Raw genomic sequence first — 17,561 nt, forward strand, 5'->3', positions numbered from 1 at the left:
CCTCGGTGTTGTGTGTACCGGTGGGGGCGCGGTGCCCCCACCGTGAAGGTCACGCCTGGTGGGAGGTGATGAAGGTGACGGCGTCGCCGACGGTCTTGAGGTTCTTGACCTCGTCGTCGGGAATGGTGACGCCGAACTTCTCCTCGGCGTTGACGACGATCGTCATCATCGAGATCGAGTCGATGTCGAGGTCGTCGGTGAACGACTTCTCGAGCGCGACCTCGTCGGCCGAGATGCCGGTCTCGTCGGTGATCAGCTCGGCGAGTCCTGCCAGAACCTCGTCGTTGGTGAGTGCCATTTCTGCTCCTTGTTGTTGGGATCGCTCCTCGGCCCGACGGGCCGTGGACAAGTCTAGAGTCGAGTGGGCCCGGCTCAGGGGAGGACGACGACCTGAGCGCCGAACACGAGCCCCGCGCCGAACCCGATCTGCAGCGCGAGACCGCCCGAGAGTTCGGGGTGCTCCTCGAGCAGACGATGGGTCGCGAGGGGGATGGATGCCGCGGACGTGTTGCCCGTGGTCTCGATGTCGTGTCCGACCAGGACGGTGTCAGGAAGCTTGAGCTGCTTCGCGAACTCGTCGACGATGCGCAGGTTCGCCTGGTGGGGGATGAAAGCCGCCAGATCGTCGGGCGTGACACCGGCGGCCTCGAGCGCACGGCGTGCGACTTTGACCATCTCCCACACGGCCCAGCGGAAGACGCTCGGGCCCTCCTGGCGCAGGGTCGGCCATGGTGCCTTGCCGTCGCGGAACTCGGTGAGCGTCGCGTTCATGCCGACGAGCTCGGCCTTCGAACCGTCCGACCCCCATACCGTCGGGCCGATGCCGGGGAAGTCGCTGGGCCCGACGACGGCGGCGCCGGCACCGTCGGCCAGCAGGAACGAGATGCTGCGGTCGGTCGGGTCGACGATGTCGCTCAGCTTCTCTGCGCCCACGACGACCGCGTAGTGCGCGGCGCCGGCGCGGATGAGAGCGTCGGCCTGCGCGACGGCATACGCGAAGCCCGCACACGCGGCGTTCAGGTCATATGCGGCGGCGGGGTTCGCGCCGATCCGGTCGGCCACGATCGCCGAGACCGATGGCGTCTGCTTCGGATTGCTGATGGTCGCTATGATCACCGCGTCGATGTCTTCGGGCGCGACGCCCGATCGCTCGACGGCCTCACGCGCCGCCTCGGCGGCGAGGTCGATGGCGTTCGTATCGGCGTTCGCGCGCGCACGGGTGATGATGCCGGTGCGCTGCCGGATCCACTCGTCGCTCGAATTGATCGGACCGACGATGTCGTCGTTGGGCACGGCGTTCTCGCCGCGTGCGGCGCCGTAGGCGTACAGGCGGGTGTATGCAGGCCCGGTGGACTGGTTGAGAGTGATCTCGCTCATGCGGCTTCTCCGGTCAGCAGGGCGGCCGCGGCATCCAGATCTTCGGGGGTCTTCACGGCCACCGACGGCACGCCGCGCAGCGCGCGCTTGGCGAGTCCCACCAGCGTGCCGGCGGGGGCGAGTTCGATGATGCCGGTCACGCCGTGGGCGGCGAACGACTCCATGCACAGGTCCCAGCGCACGGGCGAGGCCACCTGCGCGACCATGAGATCGATCGCCGCTCGGCCCGAGGTGACGACGCTGCCGTCGTTGTTGGTCCACAGCGTGAGGTCGGGGTCGGATGCCGCGACCTGCGCGGCGGCGGCGCGCAACGTGTCGACAGCGGGGGCCATGTAACGGGTGTGGAAGGCTCCGGCGACCTGCAACGGGATGACACGTGTGCCCCGCGGAGGCTCGGCCGCGAGCTCGGCCAGGTCAGATAACGCGCCGGCCGCGACGATCTGCCCGCCGCCGTTGTGGTTGGCGGCGGTCAGGTGGGCAGCCTGCAGGCGCGCCAGCACATCGTCGGCACTGCCGCCGACCACGGCGCTCATCCCGGTCCGCTCGGCAGACGCGGCTTCTGCCATCGCGCGGCCGCGGATGCCGACCAGTCGCAGCGCATCGGCGTCGCTGATCACGTGCGATGCCGCAAGCGCCGCGAGCTCGCCGACCGAGTGGCCGGCGACGCCGGCAGGAGTGACGCCCGCAGCGTCGACCAGCGCCCCATAGGAGAGGAGACCCGCCGCGACGATGAGCGGCTGGGCGACCTTGGTGTCGCGGATGCGGTCGGCATCCCATTCGGTGCCTGCGGCGACGAGGTCGACCTGAGCCCGCTCGGAGAACTCCGCGAGACGCTCCCGCGCCCCGTCCTGCTCAAGCCACGGAGTGAGAAACCCGGGGGTCTGCGAGCCCTGCCCGGGGAAGACGGTGATGATCACCATCCCATCCTGCCAAACCCGTGGACGTCCAACTGGCCACCTGCGCACAAGAATGACGGCATCGTTTGTGCGCGTCCTACACGTGCTGGCCAGGGCGTCGCCGAGCCGCGGGCGTGCGGCGCCGAGTCGTGTCTGTGCCGATCGCTCCCAGGATGAGTGCGGTCTGCAGGATCAGCGCTTCGCGGGGACCCGTGGCATCCCACCCGATCACATCGGTGACCCGCTTGAGCCGGTACCGAACGGTGTTGGGATGCACGAAGAGCTCGCGGGCGGTCGCTTCGAGCGATCGCCCGTTGTCGAGATAGCTCCACAGCGTCGTGACCAGGTCGGTGCTGTGCGCCTGGAGCGGGTGGTAGACCTTCTCGACGAGCGTGTGCTTCGCAAGGGGGTCGCCGGCCAGCGCCCGCTCGGGGAGCAGATCGTCGGCCTCGACGGGGCGCGGTGCATGCCGCCATGATCGGGCCACCGCGAAGCCCGCGAGTGCGGCGCGTGCGCTCTGCCCCGCATCGACGAGGGCGCTGACAGCCGGTCCGAGCACGAGGTGACCGGGCCCGAAACCGGGCTCGAGGTGCCGTGCGATCTGCAGGAACGGGAGATCCGGCTCCTCGGCACCGCGTTCCGGGTGCTCGGCACGCCCGAGCACCAGGACCAGGCGCGACCCCTGCACGCCGATGAGCGCGTCCACGCCGAGCTTGCGAGCGGCGCGGCGCAGCTGGTCGACATCGAACTGCGGGGGAGTCGTGCCCACCAGGACCGCGACCTCGCCGTGACCGTGCCACCCGAGCGCGGCGATGCGGCTGGGCAGCTCTTCGTCGGCCTCACCGGTCAGGATGGAATCGACGACGAGGGCCTCCAGACGGGCGTCCCACAGGCCACGGGCCTCGGCCGCGCGTGCGTAGACGTCGGCGGCGGCGAACGCGACCTCGCGCGAGTACAGCAGGATGGCCTCGCGCAGGTGCACGCCGCGGTTCGCCACCTTCTCTTCGGTGACCTCGACGGTCACGCGGATCAGCTGCAGGGTCTGGGTGAGGCTCACGCTGCGCAGCAGCTCGCGGGGAGCGGCGGCGAATATGTCGGCGGCGATCCAGGGCGTGGAGTTCGGGTCCTCGTACCACTGGATGAACGAGGTTATTCCTGCCTGCGCCACCAGACCGACCGCAGAGCGGCGGGCGGGCGGCATGTCGGCGTACCACGGCAGTGTCTTCTCGAGTCGTCCGAGCGTCGCCGTGGCAAGGTCCCCGGAGATGCGACGGAGCCATGCAAGGGTCTCCGCCTTGTCTTTCGGGGTCTCGTCAGCCGTCATGGTCGCTCAGCTCTCTCCGCCCGCGTTTCCGCTGGTTCCGGCGTTCACATCGTGCAGACGGTACTTCTCGATCGCCTGCGCCACCCGCGCGCGGTCGACGATGCCCTCGTCGGCCAGCGCCTGCAGCGTGCGCACCACGAGCGACGGGCCGTCGATCTTGAAGAAACGGCGTGCTGCCGGCCTCGTGTCGCTGAAGCCGAAGCCGTCCGCTCCGAGCGTCGCGAACCGGTTCGGCACCCACGGGCGGATCTGGTCCTGCACGGCGTGCATGAAGTCGCTGACGGCCACCACCGGGCCTTCCGCCCCCTGCAGCTTCTGCGTGAGGTAGGCGGTGCGCGGCTCTTCGTCGGGGTGGAGGAAGTTGTGCTCGTCGGCGGCGAGTCCGTCGCGGCGCAGCTCAGACCAGCTCGTGACGCTCCACACATCGGCGCTCACGCCCCAGTCGTCGCGCAGAAGCTGCTGGGCTTCCAGAGCCCACGGCACGCCCACGCCCGAAGCAAGAAGCTGCGCGCGGGGGCCGTCGCCGTCGCCTTCGGCGATGCGGTGGATGCCGCGCAGAATGCCGTCGACGTCGACACCGTCGGGCTCGGCAGGCTGTACGAGCGGCTCGTTGTACACCGTGAGGTAGTACATGACGTTCGGGTCGGGGTGGTTTCCGCCGTACATGCGCTCGAGCCCGTCGCGCACGATGTGCGCGATCTCGTACCCGTACGCGGGGTCGTACGCGACGGTGGCGGGGTTCGTGGAGGCAAGCAGGGGCGAGTGCCCGTCGGCATGCTGCAGACCCTCGCCGGTGAGCGTGGTGCGTCCGGCGGTCGCGCCGATCACGAAGCCCCGTGCCATCTGGTCGCCGGCGGCCCAGTTCGCATCTCCTGTGCGCTGGAAGCCGAACATCGAGTAGAAGATGTAGACCGGGATGAGCGGCTCGCCGTGCGTCGAGTACGACGTGCCGGCGGCCGTGAACGCGGCGATGGCGCCGGCTTCATTGATGCCGACGTGGACGATCTGCCCCTGCGCGCTCTCCTTGTAGGCCAGCAGCAGATCACGATCCACCGAGGTGTAGTGCTGCCCGTTCGGGTTGTAGATCTTCGCGGTCGGGAAGAACGCGTCGATGCCGAACGTGCGCGCCTCGTCGGGGATGATCGGCACGATGCGGTGGCCGAAGTCCTTCGCCCGCAGGAGGTCTTTCAGGAGGCGGACGAACGCCATGGTGGTGGCGACCTCCTGCGTGCCTGAGCCCTTCTTCGGCAGCGCGTATGCGGCCTCGCCGGGGAGAGCGAGATCGACGTGGGTCGTGCGCCGCTCGGGCAGGAACCCGCCCAGTTCGCGCCTGCGCTCGAGCATGTACTGGATGGTCTCGTCCTGCGGGCCCGGGTTGTAGTACGGCGGAAGATACGGGTTCTCTTCGAGCGTGGCATCCGTCACCGGAATGTGCATGGCGTCGCGGAACTGCTTGAGGTCCTCGAGGGTCATCTTCTTCATCTGGTGCGTGGCGTTGCGGCCCGCGAAATGCGTGCCCAGCCCGTAGCCCTTGATGGTCTTGGCGAGGATGACGGTCGGCTGGCCCTTGTGCTCGACGGCGGCCTTGAACGCGGCGTACACCTTGCGGTAATCGTGGCCTCCGCGGCGCAGGTTCCAGATCTGGTCGTCGGTGTAGTCCTGCACCAGGGCGAGTGCGCGCTCGTCCCTGCCGAAGAAGTGCTCGCGCACGTAGGCGCCGTTCTCGGCCTTGTAGGTCTGGTAGTCGCCGTCGGGGGTGACGTTCATGACATTGAGCAGTGCGCCATCGACATCCCGCGCCAGGAGATCGTCCCACTCGCGGCCCCAGACGACCTTGATGACGTTCCAGCCGGCCCCGCGGAAGAAGCTCTCCAGCTCCTGGATGATCTTGCCGTTGCCCCGCACGGGGCCGTCGAGGCGCTGCAGGTTGCAGTTGACGACGAAGGTGAGGTTGTCGAGGCCCTCGTTGGCGGCGACCTGCAGCTGTCCGCGGCTCTCGACCTCGTCGAGCTCTCCGTCGCCGAGGAACGCCCACACGCGTGAGTCGGAGAGGTCTTTGATGCCCCGGTTGCTGAGGTACTTGTTCGTCATCGCCTGGTAGATGGCGTTGATCGGACCGATGCCCATCGACACGGTCGGGAACTGCCAGAAGTCCGGCATGAGGCGGGGGTGAGGGTAGGAGGGGATGCCGTGCGGCGCACGCGACTTCTCCTGGCGGAAGCCGTCGAGCTGCTGTTCGCTCAGACGCCCCTCGAGGAAGGCGCGGGCGTACATGCCGGGGGAGGCGTGCCCCTGGAAGAAGATCTGATCGCCGCCGGAAGGATGATCCTGCCCGCGGAAGAAGTGGTTGAAGCCCACTTCGTACAGTGAGGCCGATGACGCGTAGGTCGAGATATGCCCGCCCACCGCGATGCCCGGGCGCTGCGCGCGGTGAACGGTCAGTGCCGCGTTCCAGCGGATCCACGACCGGTAACGGCGTTCGAGTTCTTCGTCGCCGGGGAACGACGCCTCGTTCTCGGGGGCGATCGTGTTGACGTAATCGGTCGTCGGGACCATCGGCACGCCCAGGCGCAGCTCTTTCGAGGTCTTCAGCAGGCTGAGCATGATCTCGCGCCCGCGGCCGGCGCCCTTCGCCTGCACGAGCTGCTGGAGCGACTCCTGCCACTCGCTCGTCTCGTCAGGATCGCTGTCGAGAGGCCCCTGGGAGTACGGATCCTGGTCGTGAACAGTCACGGGAGACCTTTCTTCGTCTGGCGGGTCACGTCAGAGACGGCTGCAGGCGCGCGTCGCGGGTCGGACTCGGCGCACACCTCGCACAAGCCTAGCGATACGGCGGACTCGCGATGGGACATAGACTTTCGGGACGGGCCTTTAGCTCAGCTGGTAGAGCGCCACGTTTACACCGTGGATGTCGTCGGTTCGTTTCCCTCGTTGTCGAGCAGGTAGAGCGAGCGGAGGCATTGTGTGAGGCCGGATGCCCCGACGTCGGCGAACTGCCCGAAGAGGTCGCGGTCGCGCTCGATGAGTGGGCGATCTTGAAGCCGCTCGCCGACGTCGCCTCCCGTGACGAGAAGGCCGCGAACGCGGCGCTGAAGAAGGCTGTCGCGAAGATGCCGCAGGCGGCACGGTTCGGCGCGGTCGGCGTGGGCCCGCGGGGCGGGTTCCAGGTGTCGTTGTCGGAGTCGGTGGGGATCAGCGAGGTCGAGTGGGCCGCGGACGATCCTGAGGTTCACGCGCACGTGCAGGCGCTGCGTGCCGAGCTGGCCGTGATCGAGGCAGCCGCGAAGCGCGCATATCCGCTGACCCAGCGGAAGACCTCGCTGCGATTTCAGGAGGCGGACTGATAGGCGAGCCGGCGGAGAAGATGACGATCGGTGAGGTCGAGCACATCGTGAACGCCTCCGGCCAGTGGGACGGCACAGGGCCGGTCGAGTTCTCGAACGACGGCACCACGTGGACGAAGCGTGGGCGCCGACGGACGAGCACCCGCACCCGGAGTATGCCCGGGTGACGACGTACCGCAAGGACGTGCGCATCCCCACTCACGTGACGATCCGGTGGGATGAGCAGTTCCCGCAGGCATCGGAGGAATGGGCGGGGAAGTGGGGACGGGCGCCGATGCGGCACTGGCCGCGCGGCCCGCATGGTCGGGTTCCGGCAGACCTTCCGTGACTTGCTCGGCGACATCGACATAGAGGACGAGGGCGACGAACGCGTCGAACCGTGGACGCCGCGCGAGACACCGGCCGCCGAGCCTGCGCGCGACTGGGCCGCGGAGATCGCCGCCGCCGAGACGGACGAGCAGCTCGACGAGATCGACAAGGCCGGCCGCGCCGTGCGCGTGTTCACGCCGAATGAAGCGGGAACCGCGCTGCACCGGCACTGAAAACGCGACGCCGCGAGCTTAGTGAGGCGCAGCGTGTGGTCGGGGAACAGCGAACGCTTGGCGCGGATGGCAGCCGGTGGAGGCGGGCGGCGAAGCGACGCCGTCGTTCACGGACGACGAACCGGCACATGAAGTCAGGCGCCCCGCAGGATCATCAGCTGCCGGCGGATCGTGCCGCGCGCCGCACCGCCGCCCGGAAGAAGGGCAAGCGATGAACGTCGACCAGCAGACCGGCGAGGTCGCCGACGACGAGAAGTTCCCCGGCAGCGACGCGCACCTCGTCCCGCTGAACCTCGCCGCGTTGAGCGAGGACGAACTGATCGCCCTGCTCCCGACACCGATCCAGACCGCGGGCGCGCTTGCGGGGCCCGGGAGGTGAACGGTCGCGCACCGGCAGCGCTGGCGAAGTTCCGTGAGCAGCTGAACGCGGCCGAGAACGAGCTGCGCATCGCGGTCGCGCTCGGCGGAGGAGCTGTTGCAGATCTACCCGGAGATGCCGATGAGCGAACGGCCGCGACCTCGCCCGGGCTACGAACGACCGCGCCGTGCGCGCGCAGGACGCCCGCGACGCCGCATACCTGCAGTTCGAGTACGCCCGCGACTACGAACGTGCGATCGCCGGGACAACGACATCCTCCGCAGCCTGAACGCGAACCTGCGCGGGGAGCACGGATGAACGGAGAAACGCTATTCGGTATCGCGAGTGCGTTCGAGGCTGGGTTCATCCTCCGCGTAGTAGGGCTCGAGTTCGTGCTCGAGGCCTGCGGCATGTCGTCGGAACCATCCGACCGTCTCGGGGTTGGGGGCCTCCTGTCTCAGGTAGGAACCGAGCACTTCTCGAAGATGGATCATTGCGGTGACCTGAATCTCGCGAGTACTCAACTCTCCGTTGCATGCGTCCCGAACGAGCATGGCCGCAGTGATGAAGTTGGAAGCGTCGACTATGACTTCGCGGACGGTGGCATCCGCGATGAGAATCCCGACGTCGAGAAGCTGACGGATTTCGTCTGGGTCGTATTTCGCAGGGGTCGGGTCGTTGTTGCCGTTGAACAGCCAACGCTCCGGAGTAACGGAGTCACGAATTCGCGACGCTAGGTCGAGTGCCGCCTTGGCGTGTTCCCGAGATTCAAGACGCTGCGTCTCGGCTCGTTGGAGTTCACGAGAGTTCTTCGCTGCTTGCGTCTCGCGCTTGTACTTCAACGTGCTGTCCAGCCATCCGAAGCCGAAGGTCAGCGCGGCGCCGATGACGAGCGGCAGCAGCCAGCCAAGAGACGACCAGTCGATATCCACACGCGCACTCTATCGGCGGTGATCGCATGACCGCGGAGAGGAAGATCGGCCTAGGCGAAGAAGCGGGTCGGGGCGAACTGGTATGCGACGGCTGCAAGACGACGTTCACAACGAATCACTTCGGCACGGCGGCCACACGCATATCGGTGGAGCAGCAGGGGTGGTCTGTCGCGCAGTTCCGCGTGCGCCCCTGGCGGGACTACTGCCTTGCATGTGTCGCCCGCCCGTGCCAGAACGTCAGCCTGGCTGGGGCACGCGGGCAGATCACCGACCAAAGCGCTGCCCAGATTGCAGCTGCCGTGAGCGATTGGAGCGCACGATGAGCCCTGCGATGGTCGAGCGGCCGGTCGTCGGCTACCAGCACCCTGACGTGCCGTGGAACGGACTGACCGCCACGGACCTGAATGCCTACTTGATCTTCTCGGGGGGAGGAGCAGGAAGTTCCCATTCTCGCGACTTCTCGTGCTTGAGGTTGGGGTGCTGTCGCCAACAGACGCGCATCCGTTGTGGACTCCACTCGTACTTCTCATCGCCGACGAACTCGCCGGTGGTTGGGTCATACGTTGAAGAGCCAAATCTCCGGGTCTCGAACCAGATGCCGATTGATTCCCCTGAGTCGACGACCGCGATGCTACGCTGCTCCACGAAGGTGCCATCCGGGCCGGCAAGGTATGACCGCACATCGTGCGCCGCAGCATCGCCTCGGTTCTCGACCCGCCAGCCAAGTGTGACGAAGGCCTCGCCGCCGCGGGTGAAGCTATCGCCTGGACTGCGGCTCGGCCCGACCCACATTGGCCGAGGCGTGTACCGCCATCTCTGCCACACCGCCCATGCAGTAAATGCAGCCGTCGCCGCCGTCGCGATAAAAACTCCCCAACTCAGAGCTTGGTCCATGGATCGAACTGTAGCGATGGGAACGGAGAAGTGACGGCCCAACGACACAGACCCGCACGAACGTCTACGACGGCTACTCGTGCGTGGTCTGCGGCGCCGCCGAGTTGACGTTCCAGCACCGTCGCGCGGTGGGCGTGGGCGGTTCCCGCAACGTGCCGACGGCCGTTGACGGGCTGACACTCTGCCTGACCTGTAACGAGGCGTGCGAGCATGAGCTGCAGGGCCCTGCGTTGGCAAACGGATGGAGGGTGCGCCGCTCGGTGGCGAGCCCTGAGCGGGTGCCGGTGCACTTCCCCCGGGAGCTCGCATGTTCCGGCTCGACGGCGTCCGCCGGGTGCAGATCAGCGCCGCGGTGGCGATGGAGATGGGCTGCTCGGTCTGCGGGGACGAGTGGATGCAGTGGCGTGCACAGAACCTGTTCGAGGGTCGGGTGCGGTCATGAGCGACGAGAAGAAAGAGTACGTGTTTGACGACGCCGCGCGCGAACGTGCCACGGCTGAGCTTGGCCGGGTCGACCGGGAGCAGGCCGGATACCCGCGCTGTGGTCTGTGCGGTCAGCAGGCGGGACGGCTAGACAAGTTCGGGCTGCGCTCGAAGACGTCGGAAGCTCATCAGGAGTGGCGTGCCGCGGCGCGCGCGGAACGAAGGACAGGACGGCGATGAGCGCCATGCCGAAGTATGCGATGACGTACGTGGTCTGGCATCCGGCGTCACGGACGTTGAAGGTCGGCCGGGCGTGGAAGTGGGCGCGCGTGCAGCGGTGGCTCGACCGTGGCTGGGAAGTGATCGTCTGCCCGCGCGGCACGGATGCGTCGTGGGAACGGGGAGCGCTGCGGTCGCTCCATCAGTGGTTCCCTCCCGCGTTTGCCTCGTGGCGGGATGCCGAGCCGGTGCTCGGCCCGGGCGGTAGCGGGTAGACGACGTTCCAACACGAAGCGCGCCTCTCACAACCGCCGGGTTGTCGAGAGGGGCGCTCTTCGTCGTTCACGCGTACGCACAGGGGAGCGACAACGGGAAAGGCCCCCGAGGTGGTGAGACTCGGGGGCCACGATTCCTAAGCGGTGGGATCGGTTGGGGTGTTGACTAGACGGTTGCCATAGCCGGGCGGCCAGGGCGGGTGTTGCGTGTCTCCAGCCACCGTTCCACAGAGTGTCTACTGTAGAGCGGCCCCTGCCCGGTGGTGATGACCGGGGTGGGGAAGGCAGGATTATCGGAGAACTGCCGGGCGCGCTGACGGGACACGCCTGCCATCTGGCCGATCTCCGCGAAGCTGACGACCTCCGGGAACAGCGGTTCCCTGAGACGCTTGTCAGCTTCGGACTCGGTAATCACTTCCAGACCAATGATGGTGATCGGTCCTTCGATGGCGTCAGAGACGGTCTGGGCCGCCTCGGACGCAGCGTTGAGCGTGGTGTCGGCTTCAACGGAGAGGGTGATGGTCCCTCCGCTGAAGTCGCGCTCGACTGATACCGCTGCACCGAACCGTCCAAGCTCTTCCAGCAGGGTGAATGCCGAGTCATCATCCATCTTCCCGATGAGTGTGACGGTGGCCTGCCAGGACGTCATGGGTGCGTTCCTCTCCTTTAGTTGTCTTCAGAGGGGCTCTGAGGTAGCGTGAGGGGGAGTCGAACCCCGTCAAAGATTTCGACTCCCCAACCGATACCGCTTACTGGTTGAATCCTCGGGCCCTCAGCTGAGACAGAGTGTTGTTATACCACCTGTGATCGCTGGGGGTCTTGTGAATTGCTACCGGGCTCTTGCTCTTGTCCGGCGGGTAGCACATCCAGCCTTTTGCTGAGGCCGGCACGCGCCATCCCTGCTCTTCCAGTCTTTCGAGAAGCGGTTTTATTCGCTTGTCGATAGGGCGAGCCCCTCTCTATTGAATTGGTTGCCAAGCGGGATTGCTTGACGTTGACAAGGATAGCACGGAACTCTTTACGGCGACAAGGGCTGTATCACCCTCTCCATGGATTCCCGCCCACCTCACTCGATATTGCGGGGGTCTTCGTCCTCAAAATCCGGTCGTGCCGTGCACGCGCCCTCGCCGCCGGTGGCCGATCTCGACGTACTTGGCCGCGGCCGGGAACGCTTTGAGTAGCGCGACGGACATCCCGTGCCGCCAGTCGCCGTCGAAGTACCCGACCCACTCGCCGACCGGCTCGTGCAAGATGTCGGGACGGCCGCAGATCGCGTCCAGTCGCACGCTGACCGCCGTGTCGGGGTGCATGCGTGGGATCCTACGCGCGGCCGCCGACATCTCCCGCCAGCCTACCGTCGTGGTGCGATCAGTCGTCGAGATGCTTGATCGCGTAATCCGCTTCCGCAGCGGTAAACTTCTCGCCAAAATCGCTCACCAGCTGGTCACGTATCGCGGCCTTCGACATAGACATCTGCTCCTGGTATTCCTTTGCCTTCGCGAGCGCGTTCTTCTTCCAATCCGCGTCGACGTGCTTGAGCGCGTACTTCGCGGCCTTCTTCGTGAACTGCTCACCGTAGTCGGAGGTGAGCTGGTCGTAGAGGCCGGCCTTGCTCATGTGCATCGTGTCGGAGTACTGCTGTGCTTTGGCGAGCGCGTTGACGTATTCGGTGGGCACGGCCGGCTTCTCGGGCTTCGCCTCTTCGCTCGCCTCTTCGCTCGGCTGCTCAGACGGTTCATCTGCGGGCTCGGGGGATTCGTCGGCGGCGGGGGCCGCGTTCGTCTCGGCCGCCGTCGTCTGCTGCGGCGCCGCAGTGTCGGTGTCGCCGCCCCCGCCGAGCGCGGCACTGATGCTCCCGATCACGATCACGGCGGCAACGATCGCGCCGACGATGATCCACTTCTTCTTGGAACTCTTCTTCTCTGGTGCTGCTGACGCGGACATGGGGTGTGCCTCTTCCTTCTCTTTTCGTGATACATGGCGAGAGTCAATGAGAAGTCTCTCATTGAACGCGGGAGCGGGGATAGGCGCGCATGGCGGATCGCGCGAAGGAGTCAGTTGCCTGGTGGTCGGTGCGAGGCTTGAACTCGCGACCTCTGCCGTGTAAAGGCATTGCTCTACCATCTGAGCTAACCGACCGTCAGGCAGCGAGCCTACCGGAGTGGTGGAGGAGCGGTCGAACGGGCAGAGCCAGCATCCCGGCGCGGCGCTGCAGGTCGGACGCGCGCGTGTAGATCTGCGTGGCGGCGAGGTTCGCGTGGCCCATGAGCTCTTGCACGACTCGGGCGTTGACGCCGTTCTCGAGCAGGCGTCCCGTAGCTGTGCCACAGCGAGTGCGCCGTGAGGTCGGGGTCGGTGATGCTGGCGCGGGTGCGGGCGCGCCCGACAAGGTCGGACACGGATGAGGGGGTGATGTGTCCGGGCTGCCTGCGGCGGGCGGACAGCCACCATCCGCGGGGCATGACTTCGGCGAGCTCCCTGATGACGGGGTGCAGGGGCAGATGAGATCGACGCTGCGGCGATCTGGGATACCCGGAAGCCTTGGAAATAGCCCAGGGCCATCATCGTCCGAGCGCGGGTGTAGGCGCCGGTCGTGAGCATCGCTTCGATCTGTTCCCACGCGAACGGGCGGGGCAGGTTTGCGGGGGACGTGAACTTTCGCGGCTTTGAGGGTGGAGTCGTCGTCTCGGTAGCCGTCGTAGATGAGGAACTCGTAGAAGTGGCTATCCATGTTGTTGCCGTGATGTCGGGGCTGGCGGGTAGTTTCGCGGCATGATTGAGCGTCCTGTTGAGGGAGTTCATTATCCGGGCTCCTTGCCGGAGATGCGGCGCTGGTTCGCGTCGGAGGCGACCTGTGCCGACTATCTGGACTGGCTGCGCTGGCCAGACGGGTTCTGCTGCCCGTGGTGCGCGGGAGTGACCGAATGGATGCCGCAGACCGCCGGTCACCGCTGCGGTGATTGTGGGCGGCGAGTCACGGCGACGTCGGGAACGGTGTTCCACAACACTCGGACACCGTTGTCGGTGTGGTTCGAAGCAGCGTGGCTGATGATGACCTCCAAACAAGGAGTGTCAGCTCTGGAACTGCAGCGGGTGACCGGGCTGGGCAGCTATCAGACCGCGTGGGCCATGCTGCACAAGCTGCGCACCACGATGTCGCAGGAAGGACGCGACCTGCTGACCGGCCGCGTCGAGGTCGACGAAGCACTCTATGGCGGTTTCTCGCCGGGGAAGCGGGGACGTGCGCCGGGCGGAAAGATACTCGTGGCCGCGGCAATAGAACGCCACGGTCGCCGGCTCGGGCGGGCACGGATGCGGCTCCTGCCCTCAGCGTCCGCACGGGATCTCGCCGCGTTCGTTCAGGCGACGCTCGCTCCCGGATCGGTGCTGGTCACCGACGGGTGGGTGGCCTACCCGGCCGTGGCCCGTGCCGCGCATCTGGCGCATGAACCGCATGCCGTGACCGGTTCTGCCGCTGCCGCGCATGAGCTGCTGCCCGGGGTGCACCGGGTGTTCTCGCTGAGTAAGCGCGTGCTGGAAGGGACCCTGCAAGACGGGGTCCAGGTCACGCACCTGCAGGCATATCTCGACGAGTTCGTGTTCCGGTTCAACCGGCGAACGGCACGAGAGCGCGGGCTCCTGTTCCTACGGCTCCTGGAAGGCGCGGTCGCCAGCCAGCCCACCCGCTACCGAGACCTCGTCGCCGAGCCGAAGCCCCGCAACCGTCCACAGCCACCAGCGGTCGCTCGGACCCTGCCGACCGGGCTGACCGAAACACCCCGCGACCGCCCCTGGCGACAAGCCGCATAATCACGGCACCAACATGGATAGCCACTCTCGTAGAACGCTCGCAGTGCATTGATCCGCTTCGATGATGCCTTGATGGGGCGGGCGAGGAACGCGCGTACGTCTTGGCGGGTGGCGGTGAGAGGGTCGACGCGGCGGGGCCAGTTGCGGAGGATGGATCGGCGTTGCGGATGGTGTTTTCTGCGAGGCCTTTGGCGCGCTGGTAGGTGTCGAACGCGTCGGTGAGTTCAGCTGTCATGAGAGCAGGTTCACACTTTATGAGATCGCTCTCGTTTGCGAATGCTGACGGTTTAACCCGCTCGGGTCTACCGCCGTCGACTCTTGTCAGACGATTACCACGGGTTCCACTCTCCCTGATGGTGCAGGTTCGAGTGAGTCGGGCAGGCGGTGTTCGTGCACTCGACCGTGCATGCCCCGCCGCAGCCGAAACAGATCGTCAGGTCGCCGTCGAAGTCATACTCGAGGCCCCACCCGCCGCACGCCGGGCACCAGTCACGACCGTCGGGGAGCTCGGTCGGTGGGTCGCCGGGGATGAAGCTGTCCGGCCCGGTCTGGATGATGGTCGCCATGATCAGATCGCTTCCTCGGTAGACTCGACCCGAGCCATACGGCTCCGGGCCTCAGAGATGGATGTGACGGGCGCCAAGCTCCCGTATTCCACCGTGGATGTCGTCGGTTCGATCCCGGCAGGGCCCACGTGAACGCACAGCCCGCGCATCAGCGCCGTCTCCTCGACCTCGCCGACCTCGACGCGACCATCCGACGGGCCGACGACGCCCGACGCAATCCCGCACAGGCGGGCCGGGTGCACGAACTCGTGGAGCGCCGCAAGGTGCTCACCCAGGAGCTCACCACGCGTCAGGGAGTGCGAGACGACCTGCGCACCGAGCTCAAGCGCATCGAGTCGGACGTCACGGTCGTGGATGCGCGGCGTGAACGAGACCTGGAGCGCCTGAATGCGGCATCCAATCCCAAAGACGCGCAGGGACTCGAAAGCGAGCTGGCCTCGCTGGCGCGGCGGAAGAGCGACCTCGAAGACGGGGAGCTCGAGGTCATGCAGAAGCTCGAAGAGGCCGAGGCCGCTGTCGCCGAGGTCGCCGCGCAGATCGCCGAGATCAACGACGAGGGCGGCCGCTTGAGCGCCGCGGGCAAGGCGGAGGTCGCCGACGCGACCGCAAAGCTCGATGCGGCGAACCGCGACCGCGCGGCTGTCGCGGCTGAGCTCCCGGCCGAGCTGGTGACGTTCTACGACACGGTCGCCGCCCGCAGCGCCGGGGCGGCGCTGCTGCGCCGTCAGACGTGTGAGGGATGCCGCATGGTCCTCTCCGGCACCGACCTCAGCGGGATCCGTCAGGCGGCCGACGACGCCGTCCTCACCTGCCCGGAGTGCGGCTGCATCCTTGTGCGCACGGAGGAGTCCGGCCTGTGAGACCGCACCGCGCACAGCGGTGGTGACCTCCGCCGGCGCGGTCGTGCTCGGCACGTCCGGCGAGGGGCTCGGCTTCGCGCGTCTGGATGCCGAGAGCGTCGTCGTCAATCGCGGCGCCGTCGCGGAAGACGGGCTCGCGGCCTTCGTCGCCGGCACCGACGCGTCGCGCTGGATCTGGTCGGACACCGCCCACTGGTACCCGCGGCTGCTCGATGCCGGGGTACGGGTGGCGCGCTGTCGTGACCTGCGACTGTGTCATGCGATCCTGCGCAACAGCGCGCTCGTGGCTGAGCCCGATGCCGTGCGCGCGGCGACGGTCTGGGATGCCGCGTCGACGGCGGCGGAGACGGATGCCGCGGCACCGCCCTTGTTCGACCTGTCGGGCGGGGCTGAGGCGGAGAGCGTGCCGCATGACGTCGATGCCGTGGTCGCCGAGTATCGGCGGCAGCGCGAGGCGGTCCGTTCGGCGGCGGAGCACGGGCGGCTCGAGCTGCTGTGCGCCGCCGAGTCGGCGGGGGCGCTCGTCGCCGCGGAGATGCGCGCGGCGGGACTGCCCTGGGACGTGGCGGAACACGAGCGCATTCTCACCGAGGAACTCGGTCAGCGCCCCGGCGGCGGCGGAGCTCCGAGGCGCATGGCCGAGCTGGCGGGCGAAGTGCGAATGCATCTGGGAGACGCGCAGGCGAGCCTCGACGCGCCGGCGAGGCTGCTGCGCAGCCTTCACCGCATCGGCGTGCCCGCGCAGTCGGTGTCGAAGTGGGAGCTGGTGAAGTACGACCACCCCGTCATCGTGCCGCTGCTGGAGTACCGGCGCCTCAGTCGCCTGCTCGCCGCGAACGGATGGGCCTGGCTCGACGAGTGGGTGCACGACGGCCGCTTCCGTCCGGTGTACGTTCCTGCCGGCGTCGTGACGGGGCGGTGGGCGTCGTCCGGAGGCGGCGCGCTCCAGATCCCGCGGATGCTGCGGCGTGCGGTCCGTGCCGACGACGGGTGGGCGTTCGTCGTGGCCGACGTCGCGCAGCTGGAGCCACGCGTGCTCGCCGGCATGGCGAACGACCTCGCGCTCGCCCGCGCGGCACACGGGCGAGATCTCTACGCCGGAATCGTGGACAGCGGCGCGGTGGCCACTCGGGGCGAGGCGAAGGTGGCGATGCTCGGTGCCATGTACGGCGCGACCACGGGGGAGAGCGGCCGTCTCGTGCCCCGGCTGCGTCGCGCCTATCCACGCGCCATGAAGCTCGTCGACGAAGCCGCGCGAACAGGGGAGCGCGGCGGCGTCGTCTCCACGTGGCTCGGGCGTTCTTCTCCGGAGCCATCGGAAGAATGGGTGGCCGTGCAACGGCATGCCGCGGGCGCGACCGGCACGGCCGCCGAACAAGCACGGGCACAGCGTTCGGCCCGCGATCATGGCAGGTTCACGCGCAATTTCGTCGTTCAGGGCACGGCGGCGGAGTGGGCGCTCGCCTGGCTGGGAGAGGTCCGATCACGCCTGGGGGCGCTCGATGCGGTTCCCGCGTCGCAGGCCGCGCTGCGGTCGGGCCCCGCGCTGGCGATGCGGCCCCACCTCGCCTTCTTTCTCCATGACGAACTGATCGTGCACACCCCGCGATGTCATGCGGATGCCGCAGCCGAGATCGTGCGTGAGGCGGCAGCATCCGCCGGCCGTCTTCTGTTCGGCGGCTTTCCGATCGACTTTCCGCTGGATCTGAAGATCGCGGGCACCGCTGCGAAGCAGTGACGC

22 protein-coding genes, 2 tRNA genes and 1 pseudogene are annotated in these 17,561 nt (G+C 67.5%); 11 read left to right on the plus strand and 14 right to left on the minus strand.

Annotation, left to right across the window (positions count from 1 at the left end; all coding sequences use genetic code 11):
• Nucleotides 1–49 precede the first annotated feature (49 nt).
• The 5 genes from PU630_RS07570 to aceE form a co-directional block, all read right to left on the minus strand.
• Nucleotides 50–298 carry an acyl carrier protein gene (locus PU630_RS07570; protein ID WP_275279757.1) on the minus strand — a complete coding sequence of 83 codons (249 nt, stop codon included), beginning with the start codon at nt 296–298 and terminating at the stop codon, nt 50–52.
• Nucleotides 299–372: 74 nt separating this feature from the next.
• Complete coding sequence (locus PU630_RS07575) at nt 373–1,377, minus strand: beta-ketoacyl-ACP synthase III (RefSeq protein ID WP_275279758.1); 1,005 nt, start codon at nt 1,375–1,377, stop codon at nt 373–375.
• The gene (locus tag PU630_RS07580; protein ID WP_275280049.1) at nt 1,374–2,294 is read right to left on the minus strand and encodes an ACP S-malonyltransferase; all 921 of its coding nucleotides are present in this window, start codon (nt 2,292–2,294) and stop codon (nt 1,374–1,376) included. The genes PU630_RS07575 and PU630_RS07580 overlap by 4 nt, the downstream gene beginning before the upstream one ends.
• Before the next feature lie 76 nt (nt 2,295–2,370).
• Nucleotides 2,371–3,597: a PucR family transcriptional regulator gene (locus PU630_RS07585; RefSeq protein ID WP_275279759.1), complete on the minus strand. Its 1,227-nt coding sequence runs from the start codon at nt 3,595–3,597 to the stop codon at nt 2,371–2,373.
• A gap of 6 nt (nt 3,598–3,603) precedes the next feature.
• Nucleotides 3,604–6,330: a pyruvate dehydrogenase (acetyl-transferring), homodimeric type gene (gene aceE, locus PU630_RS07590; protein WP_275279760.1), complete on the minus strand. Its 2,727-nt coding sequence runs from the start codon at nt 6,328–6,330 to the stop codon at nt 3,604–3,606.
• Between the two features lie 139 nt (nt 6,331–6,469).
• Between aceE and PU630_RS07595 the strand changes: the two genes are divergently transcribed.
• From PU630_RS07595 to PU630_RS07615, 5 genes are all read left to right on the plus strand, one after another.
• Nucleotides 6,470–6,528 (plus strand) — tRNA-Val (locus PU630_RS07595).
• Nucleotides 6,529–6,557: 29 nt separating this feature from the next.
• Complete coding sequence (locus tag PU630_RS07600) at nt 6,558–6,941, plus strand: hypothetical protein (protein WP_275279761.1); 384 nt, start codon at nt 6,558–6,560, stop codon at nt 6,939–6,941.
• A 109-nt stretch (nt 6,942–7,050) separates the two neighbouring features.
• Nucleotides 7,051–7,269, plus strand: coding sequence for a hypothetical protein (locus PU630_RS07605; RefSeq protein ID WP_275279762.1), 219 nt, complete (start codon nt 7,051–7,053; stop codon nt 7,267–7,269).
• Nucleotides 7,241–7,483 (plus strand): hypothetical protein, encoded by a 243-nt coding sequence (locus tag PU630_RS07610; RefSeq protein ID WP_275279763.1) that lies wholly within the window; start codon nt 7,241–7,243, stop codon nt 7,481–7,483. The genes PU630_RS07605 and PU630_RS07610 overlap by 29 nt, the downstream gene beginning before the upstream one ends.
• Before the next feature lie 211 nt (nt 7,484–7,694).
• Complete coding sequence (locus tag PU630_RS07615; protein ID WP_275279764.1) at nt 7,695–7,862, plus strand: hypothetical protein; 168 nt, start codon at nt 7,695–7,697, stop codon at nt 7,860–7,862.
• A 308-nt stretch (nt 7,863–8,170) separates the two neighbouring features.
• Here the strand turns inward: PU630_RS07615 and PU630_RS07620 are convergent, their stop codons facing one another.
• Both PU630_RS07620 and PU630_RS07625 read right to left on the minus strand, forming a co-directional pair.
• A complete protein-coding gene (locus PU630_RS07620; protein ID WP_275279765.1) occupies nt 8,171–8,773 on the minus strand; it encodes a hypothetical protein in 603 nt (200 codons plus the stop codon).
• Nucleotides 8,774–9,181: 408 nt separating this feature from the next.
• The gene (locus PU630_RS07625) at nt 9,182–9,667 is read right to left on the minus strand and encodes a hypothetical protein (protein WP_275279766.1); all 486 of its coding nucleotides are present in this window, start codon (nt 9,665–9,667) and stop codon (nt 9,182–9,184) included.
• Nucleotides 9,668–9,974: 307 nt separating this feature from the next.
• Between PU630_RS07625 and PU630_RS07630 the strand changes: the two genes are divergently transcribed.
• The 3 genes from PU630_RS07630 to PU630_RS07640 are packed head-to-tail and all read left to right on the plus strand — an operon-like array spanning nt 9,975 to nt 10,584.
• Nucleotides 9,975–10,109, plus strand: coding sequence for a hypothetical protein (locus PU630_RS07630; protein WP_275279767.1), 135 nt, complete (start codon nt 9,975–9,977; stop codon nt 10,107–10,109).
• Entirely contained in the window at nt 10,106–10,330 is a 225-nt protein-coding gene (locus PU630_RS07635) for a hypothetical protein (protein WP_275279768.1), read from the plus strand. The genes PU630_RS07630 and PU630_RS07635 overlap by 4 nt, the downstream gene beginning before the upstream one ends.
• The gene (locus tag PU630_RS07640; protein ID WP_275279769.1) at nt 10,327–10,584 is read left to right on the plus strand and encodes a hypothetical protein; all 258 of its coding nucleotides are present in this window, start codon (nt 10,327–10,329) and stop codon (nt 10,582–10,584) included. The genes PU630_RS07635 and PU630_RS07640 overlap by 4 nt, the downstream gene beginning before the upstream one ends.
• 166 nt (nt 10,585–10,750) lie before the next feature.
• Here the strand turns inward: PU630_RS07640 and PU630_RS07645 are convergent, their stop codons facing one another.
• From PU630_RS07645 to PU630_RS07670, 6 genes and pseudogenes are all read right to left on the minus strand, one after another.
• Nucleotides 10,751–11,233: a hypothetical protein gene (locus PU630_RS07645; protein WP_275279770.1), complete on the minus strand. Its 483-nt coding sequence runs from the start codon at nt 11,231–11,233 to the stop codon at nt 10,751–10,753.
• A 445-nt stretch (nt 11,234–11,678) separates the two neighbouring features.
• Nucleotides 11,679–11,894 carry a hypothetical protein gene (locus PU630_RS07650; protein ID WP_275279771.1) on the minus strand — a complete coding sequence of 72 codons (216 nt, stop codon included), beginning with the start codon at nt 11,892–11,894 and terminating at the stop codon, nt 11,679–11,681.
• Nucleotides 11,895–11,952: 58 nt separating this feature from the next.
• Nucleotides 11,953–12,528, minus strand: coding sequence for an Ltp family lipoprotein (locus tag PU630_RS07655; RefSeq protein WP_275279772.1), 576 nt, complete (start codon nt 12,526–12,528; stop codon nt 11,953–11,955).
• 119 nt (nt 12,529–12,647) lie between these two features.
• Nucleotides 12,648–12,723, minus strand: a tRNA-Val gene (locus tag PU630_RS07660).
• A 1-nt stretch (nt 12,724) separates the two neighbouring features.
• Complete coding sequence (locus tag PU630_RS07665; RefSeq protein WP_275280148.1) at nt 12,725–12,850, minus strand: hypothetical protein; 126 nt, start codon at nt 12,848–12,850, stop codon at nt 12,725–12,727.
• A 6-nt stretch (nt 12,851–12,856) separates the two neighbouring features.
• A pseudogene (locus tag PU630_RS07670) lies at nt 12,857–13,315 on the minus strand (hypothetical protein); the annotation flags it as partial.
• Nucleotides 13,316–13,356: 41 nt separating this feature from the next.
• Between PU630_RS07670 and PU630_RS07675 the strand changes: the two are divergent.
• Entirely contained in the window at nt 13,357–14,394 is a 1,038-nt protein-coding gene (locus PU630_RS07675; RefSeq protein WP_428981944.1) for an IS1595 family transposase, read from the plus strand.
• A gap of 329 nt (nt 14,395–14,723) precedes the next feature.
• Here PU630_RS07675 and PU630_RS07680 read toward each other — a convergent pair whose 3' ends face one another.
• Nucleotides 14,724–14,960 (minus strand): hypothetical protein, encoded by a 237-nt coding sequence (locus PU630_RS07680; RefSeq protein WP_275279774.1) that lies wholly within the window; start codon nt 14,958–14,960, stop codon nt 14,724–14,726.
• A gap of 128 nt (nt 14,961–15,088) precedes the next feature.
• On the opposite strand from PU630_RS07680, the gene PU630_RS07685 reads away from it, so the two are divergent.
• Both PU630_RS07685 and PU630_RS07690 read left to right on the plus strand, forming a co-directional pair.
• Complete coding sequence (locus PU630_RS07685) at nt 15,089–15,820, plus strand: zinc ribbon domain-containing protein (RefSeq protein ID WP_275279775.1); 732 nt, start codon at nt 15,089–15,091, stop codon at nt 15,818–15,820.
• Between the two features lie 22 nt (nt 15,821–15,842).
• Nucleotides 15,843–17,558, plus strand: a complete 1,716-nt coding sequence (locus PU630_RS07690; RefSeq protein WP_275279776.1) for a bifunctional 3'-5' exonuclease/DNA polymerase — start codon at nt 15,843–15,845, stop codon at nt 17,556–17,558.
• The last annotated feature ends 3 nt before the right edge of the window (nt 17,559–17,561 follow it).

Source organism: Microbacterium horticulturae (assembly GCF_029094505.1).
In the GTDB taxonomy this organism is placed as follows: domain Bacteria; phylum Actinomycetota; class Actinomycetes; order Actinomycetales; family Microbacteriaceae; genus Microbacterium; species Microbacterium horticulturae.

What these genes read in the sequence shown, in the direction of transcription:
- PU630_RS07570 (WP_275279757.1), bottom strand. Translation starts at nt 298, where the DNA reads ATGGCACTCACCAACGACGAGGTTCTGGCAGGACTCGCCGAGCTGATC.
- PU630_RS07575 (WP_275279758.1), bottom strand. Translation starts at nt 1,377, where the DNA reads ATGAGCGAGATCACTCTCAACCAGTCCACCGGGCCTGCATACACCCGC.
- PU630_RS07585 (WP_275279759.1), bottom strand. Translation starts at nt 3,597, where the DNA reads ATGACGGCTGACGAGACCCCGAAAGACAAGGCGGAGACCCTTGCATGG.
- PU630_RS07610 (WP_275279763.1), top strand. Translation starts at nt 7,241, where the DNA reads ATGGTCGGGTTCCGGCAGACCTTCCGTGACTTGCTCGGCGACATCGAC.
- PU630_RS07615 (WP_275279764.1), top strand. Translation starts at nt 7,695, where the DNA reads ATGAACGTCGACCAGCAGACCGGCGAGGTCGCCGACGACGAGAAGTTC.
- PU630_RS07625 (WP_275279766.1), bottom strand. Translation starts at nt 9,667, where the DNA reads ATGGACCAAGCTCTGAGTTGGGGAGTTTTTATCGCGACGGCGGCGACG.
- PU630_RS07630 (WP_275279767.1), top strand. Translation starts at nt 9,975, where the DNA reads ATGTTCCGGCTCGACGGCGTCCGCCGGGTGCAGATCAGCGCCGCGGTG.
- PU630_RS07635 (WP_275279768.1), top strand. Translation starts at nt 10,106, where the DNA reads ATGAGCGACGAGAAGAAAGAGTACGTGTTTGACGACGCCGCGCGCGAA.
- PU630_RS07640 (WP_275279769.1), top strand. Translation starts at nt 10,327, where the DNA reads ATGAGCGCCATGCCGAAGTATGCGATGACGTACGTGGTCTGGCATCCG.
- PU630_RS07645 (WP_275279770.1), bottom strand. Translation starts at nt 11,233, where the DNA reads ATGACGTCCTGGCAGGCCACCGTCACACTCATCGGGAAGATGGATGAT.
- PU630_RS07650 (WP_275279771.1), bottom strand. Translation starts at nt 11,894, where the DNA reads ATGCACCCCGACACGGCGGTCAGCGTGCGACTGGACGCGATCTGCGGC.
- PU630_RS07655 (WP_275279772.1), bottom strand. Translation starts at nt 12,528, where the DNA reads ATGTCCGCGTCAGCAGCACCAGAGAAGAAGAGTTCCAAGAAGAAGTGG.
- PU630_RS07665 (WP_275280148.1), bottom strand. Translation starts at nt 12,850, where the DNA reads ATGGGCCACGCGAACCTCGCCGCCACGCAGATCTACACGCGCGCGTCC.
- PU630_RS07675 (WP_428981944.1), top strand. Translation starts at nt 13,357, where the DNA reads ATGATTGAGCGTCCTGTTGAGGGAGTTCATTATCCGGGCTCCTTGCCG.
- PU630_RS07680 (WP_275279774.1), bottom strand. Translation starts at nt 14,960, where the DNA reads ATGGCGACCATCATCCAGACCGGGCCGGACAGCTTCATCCCCGGCGAC.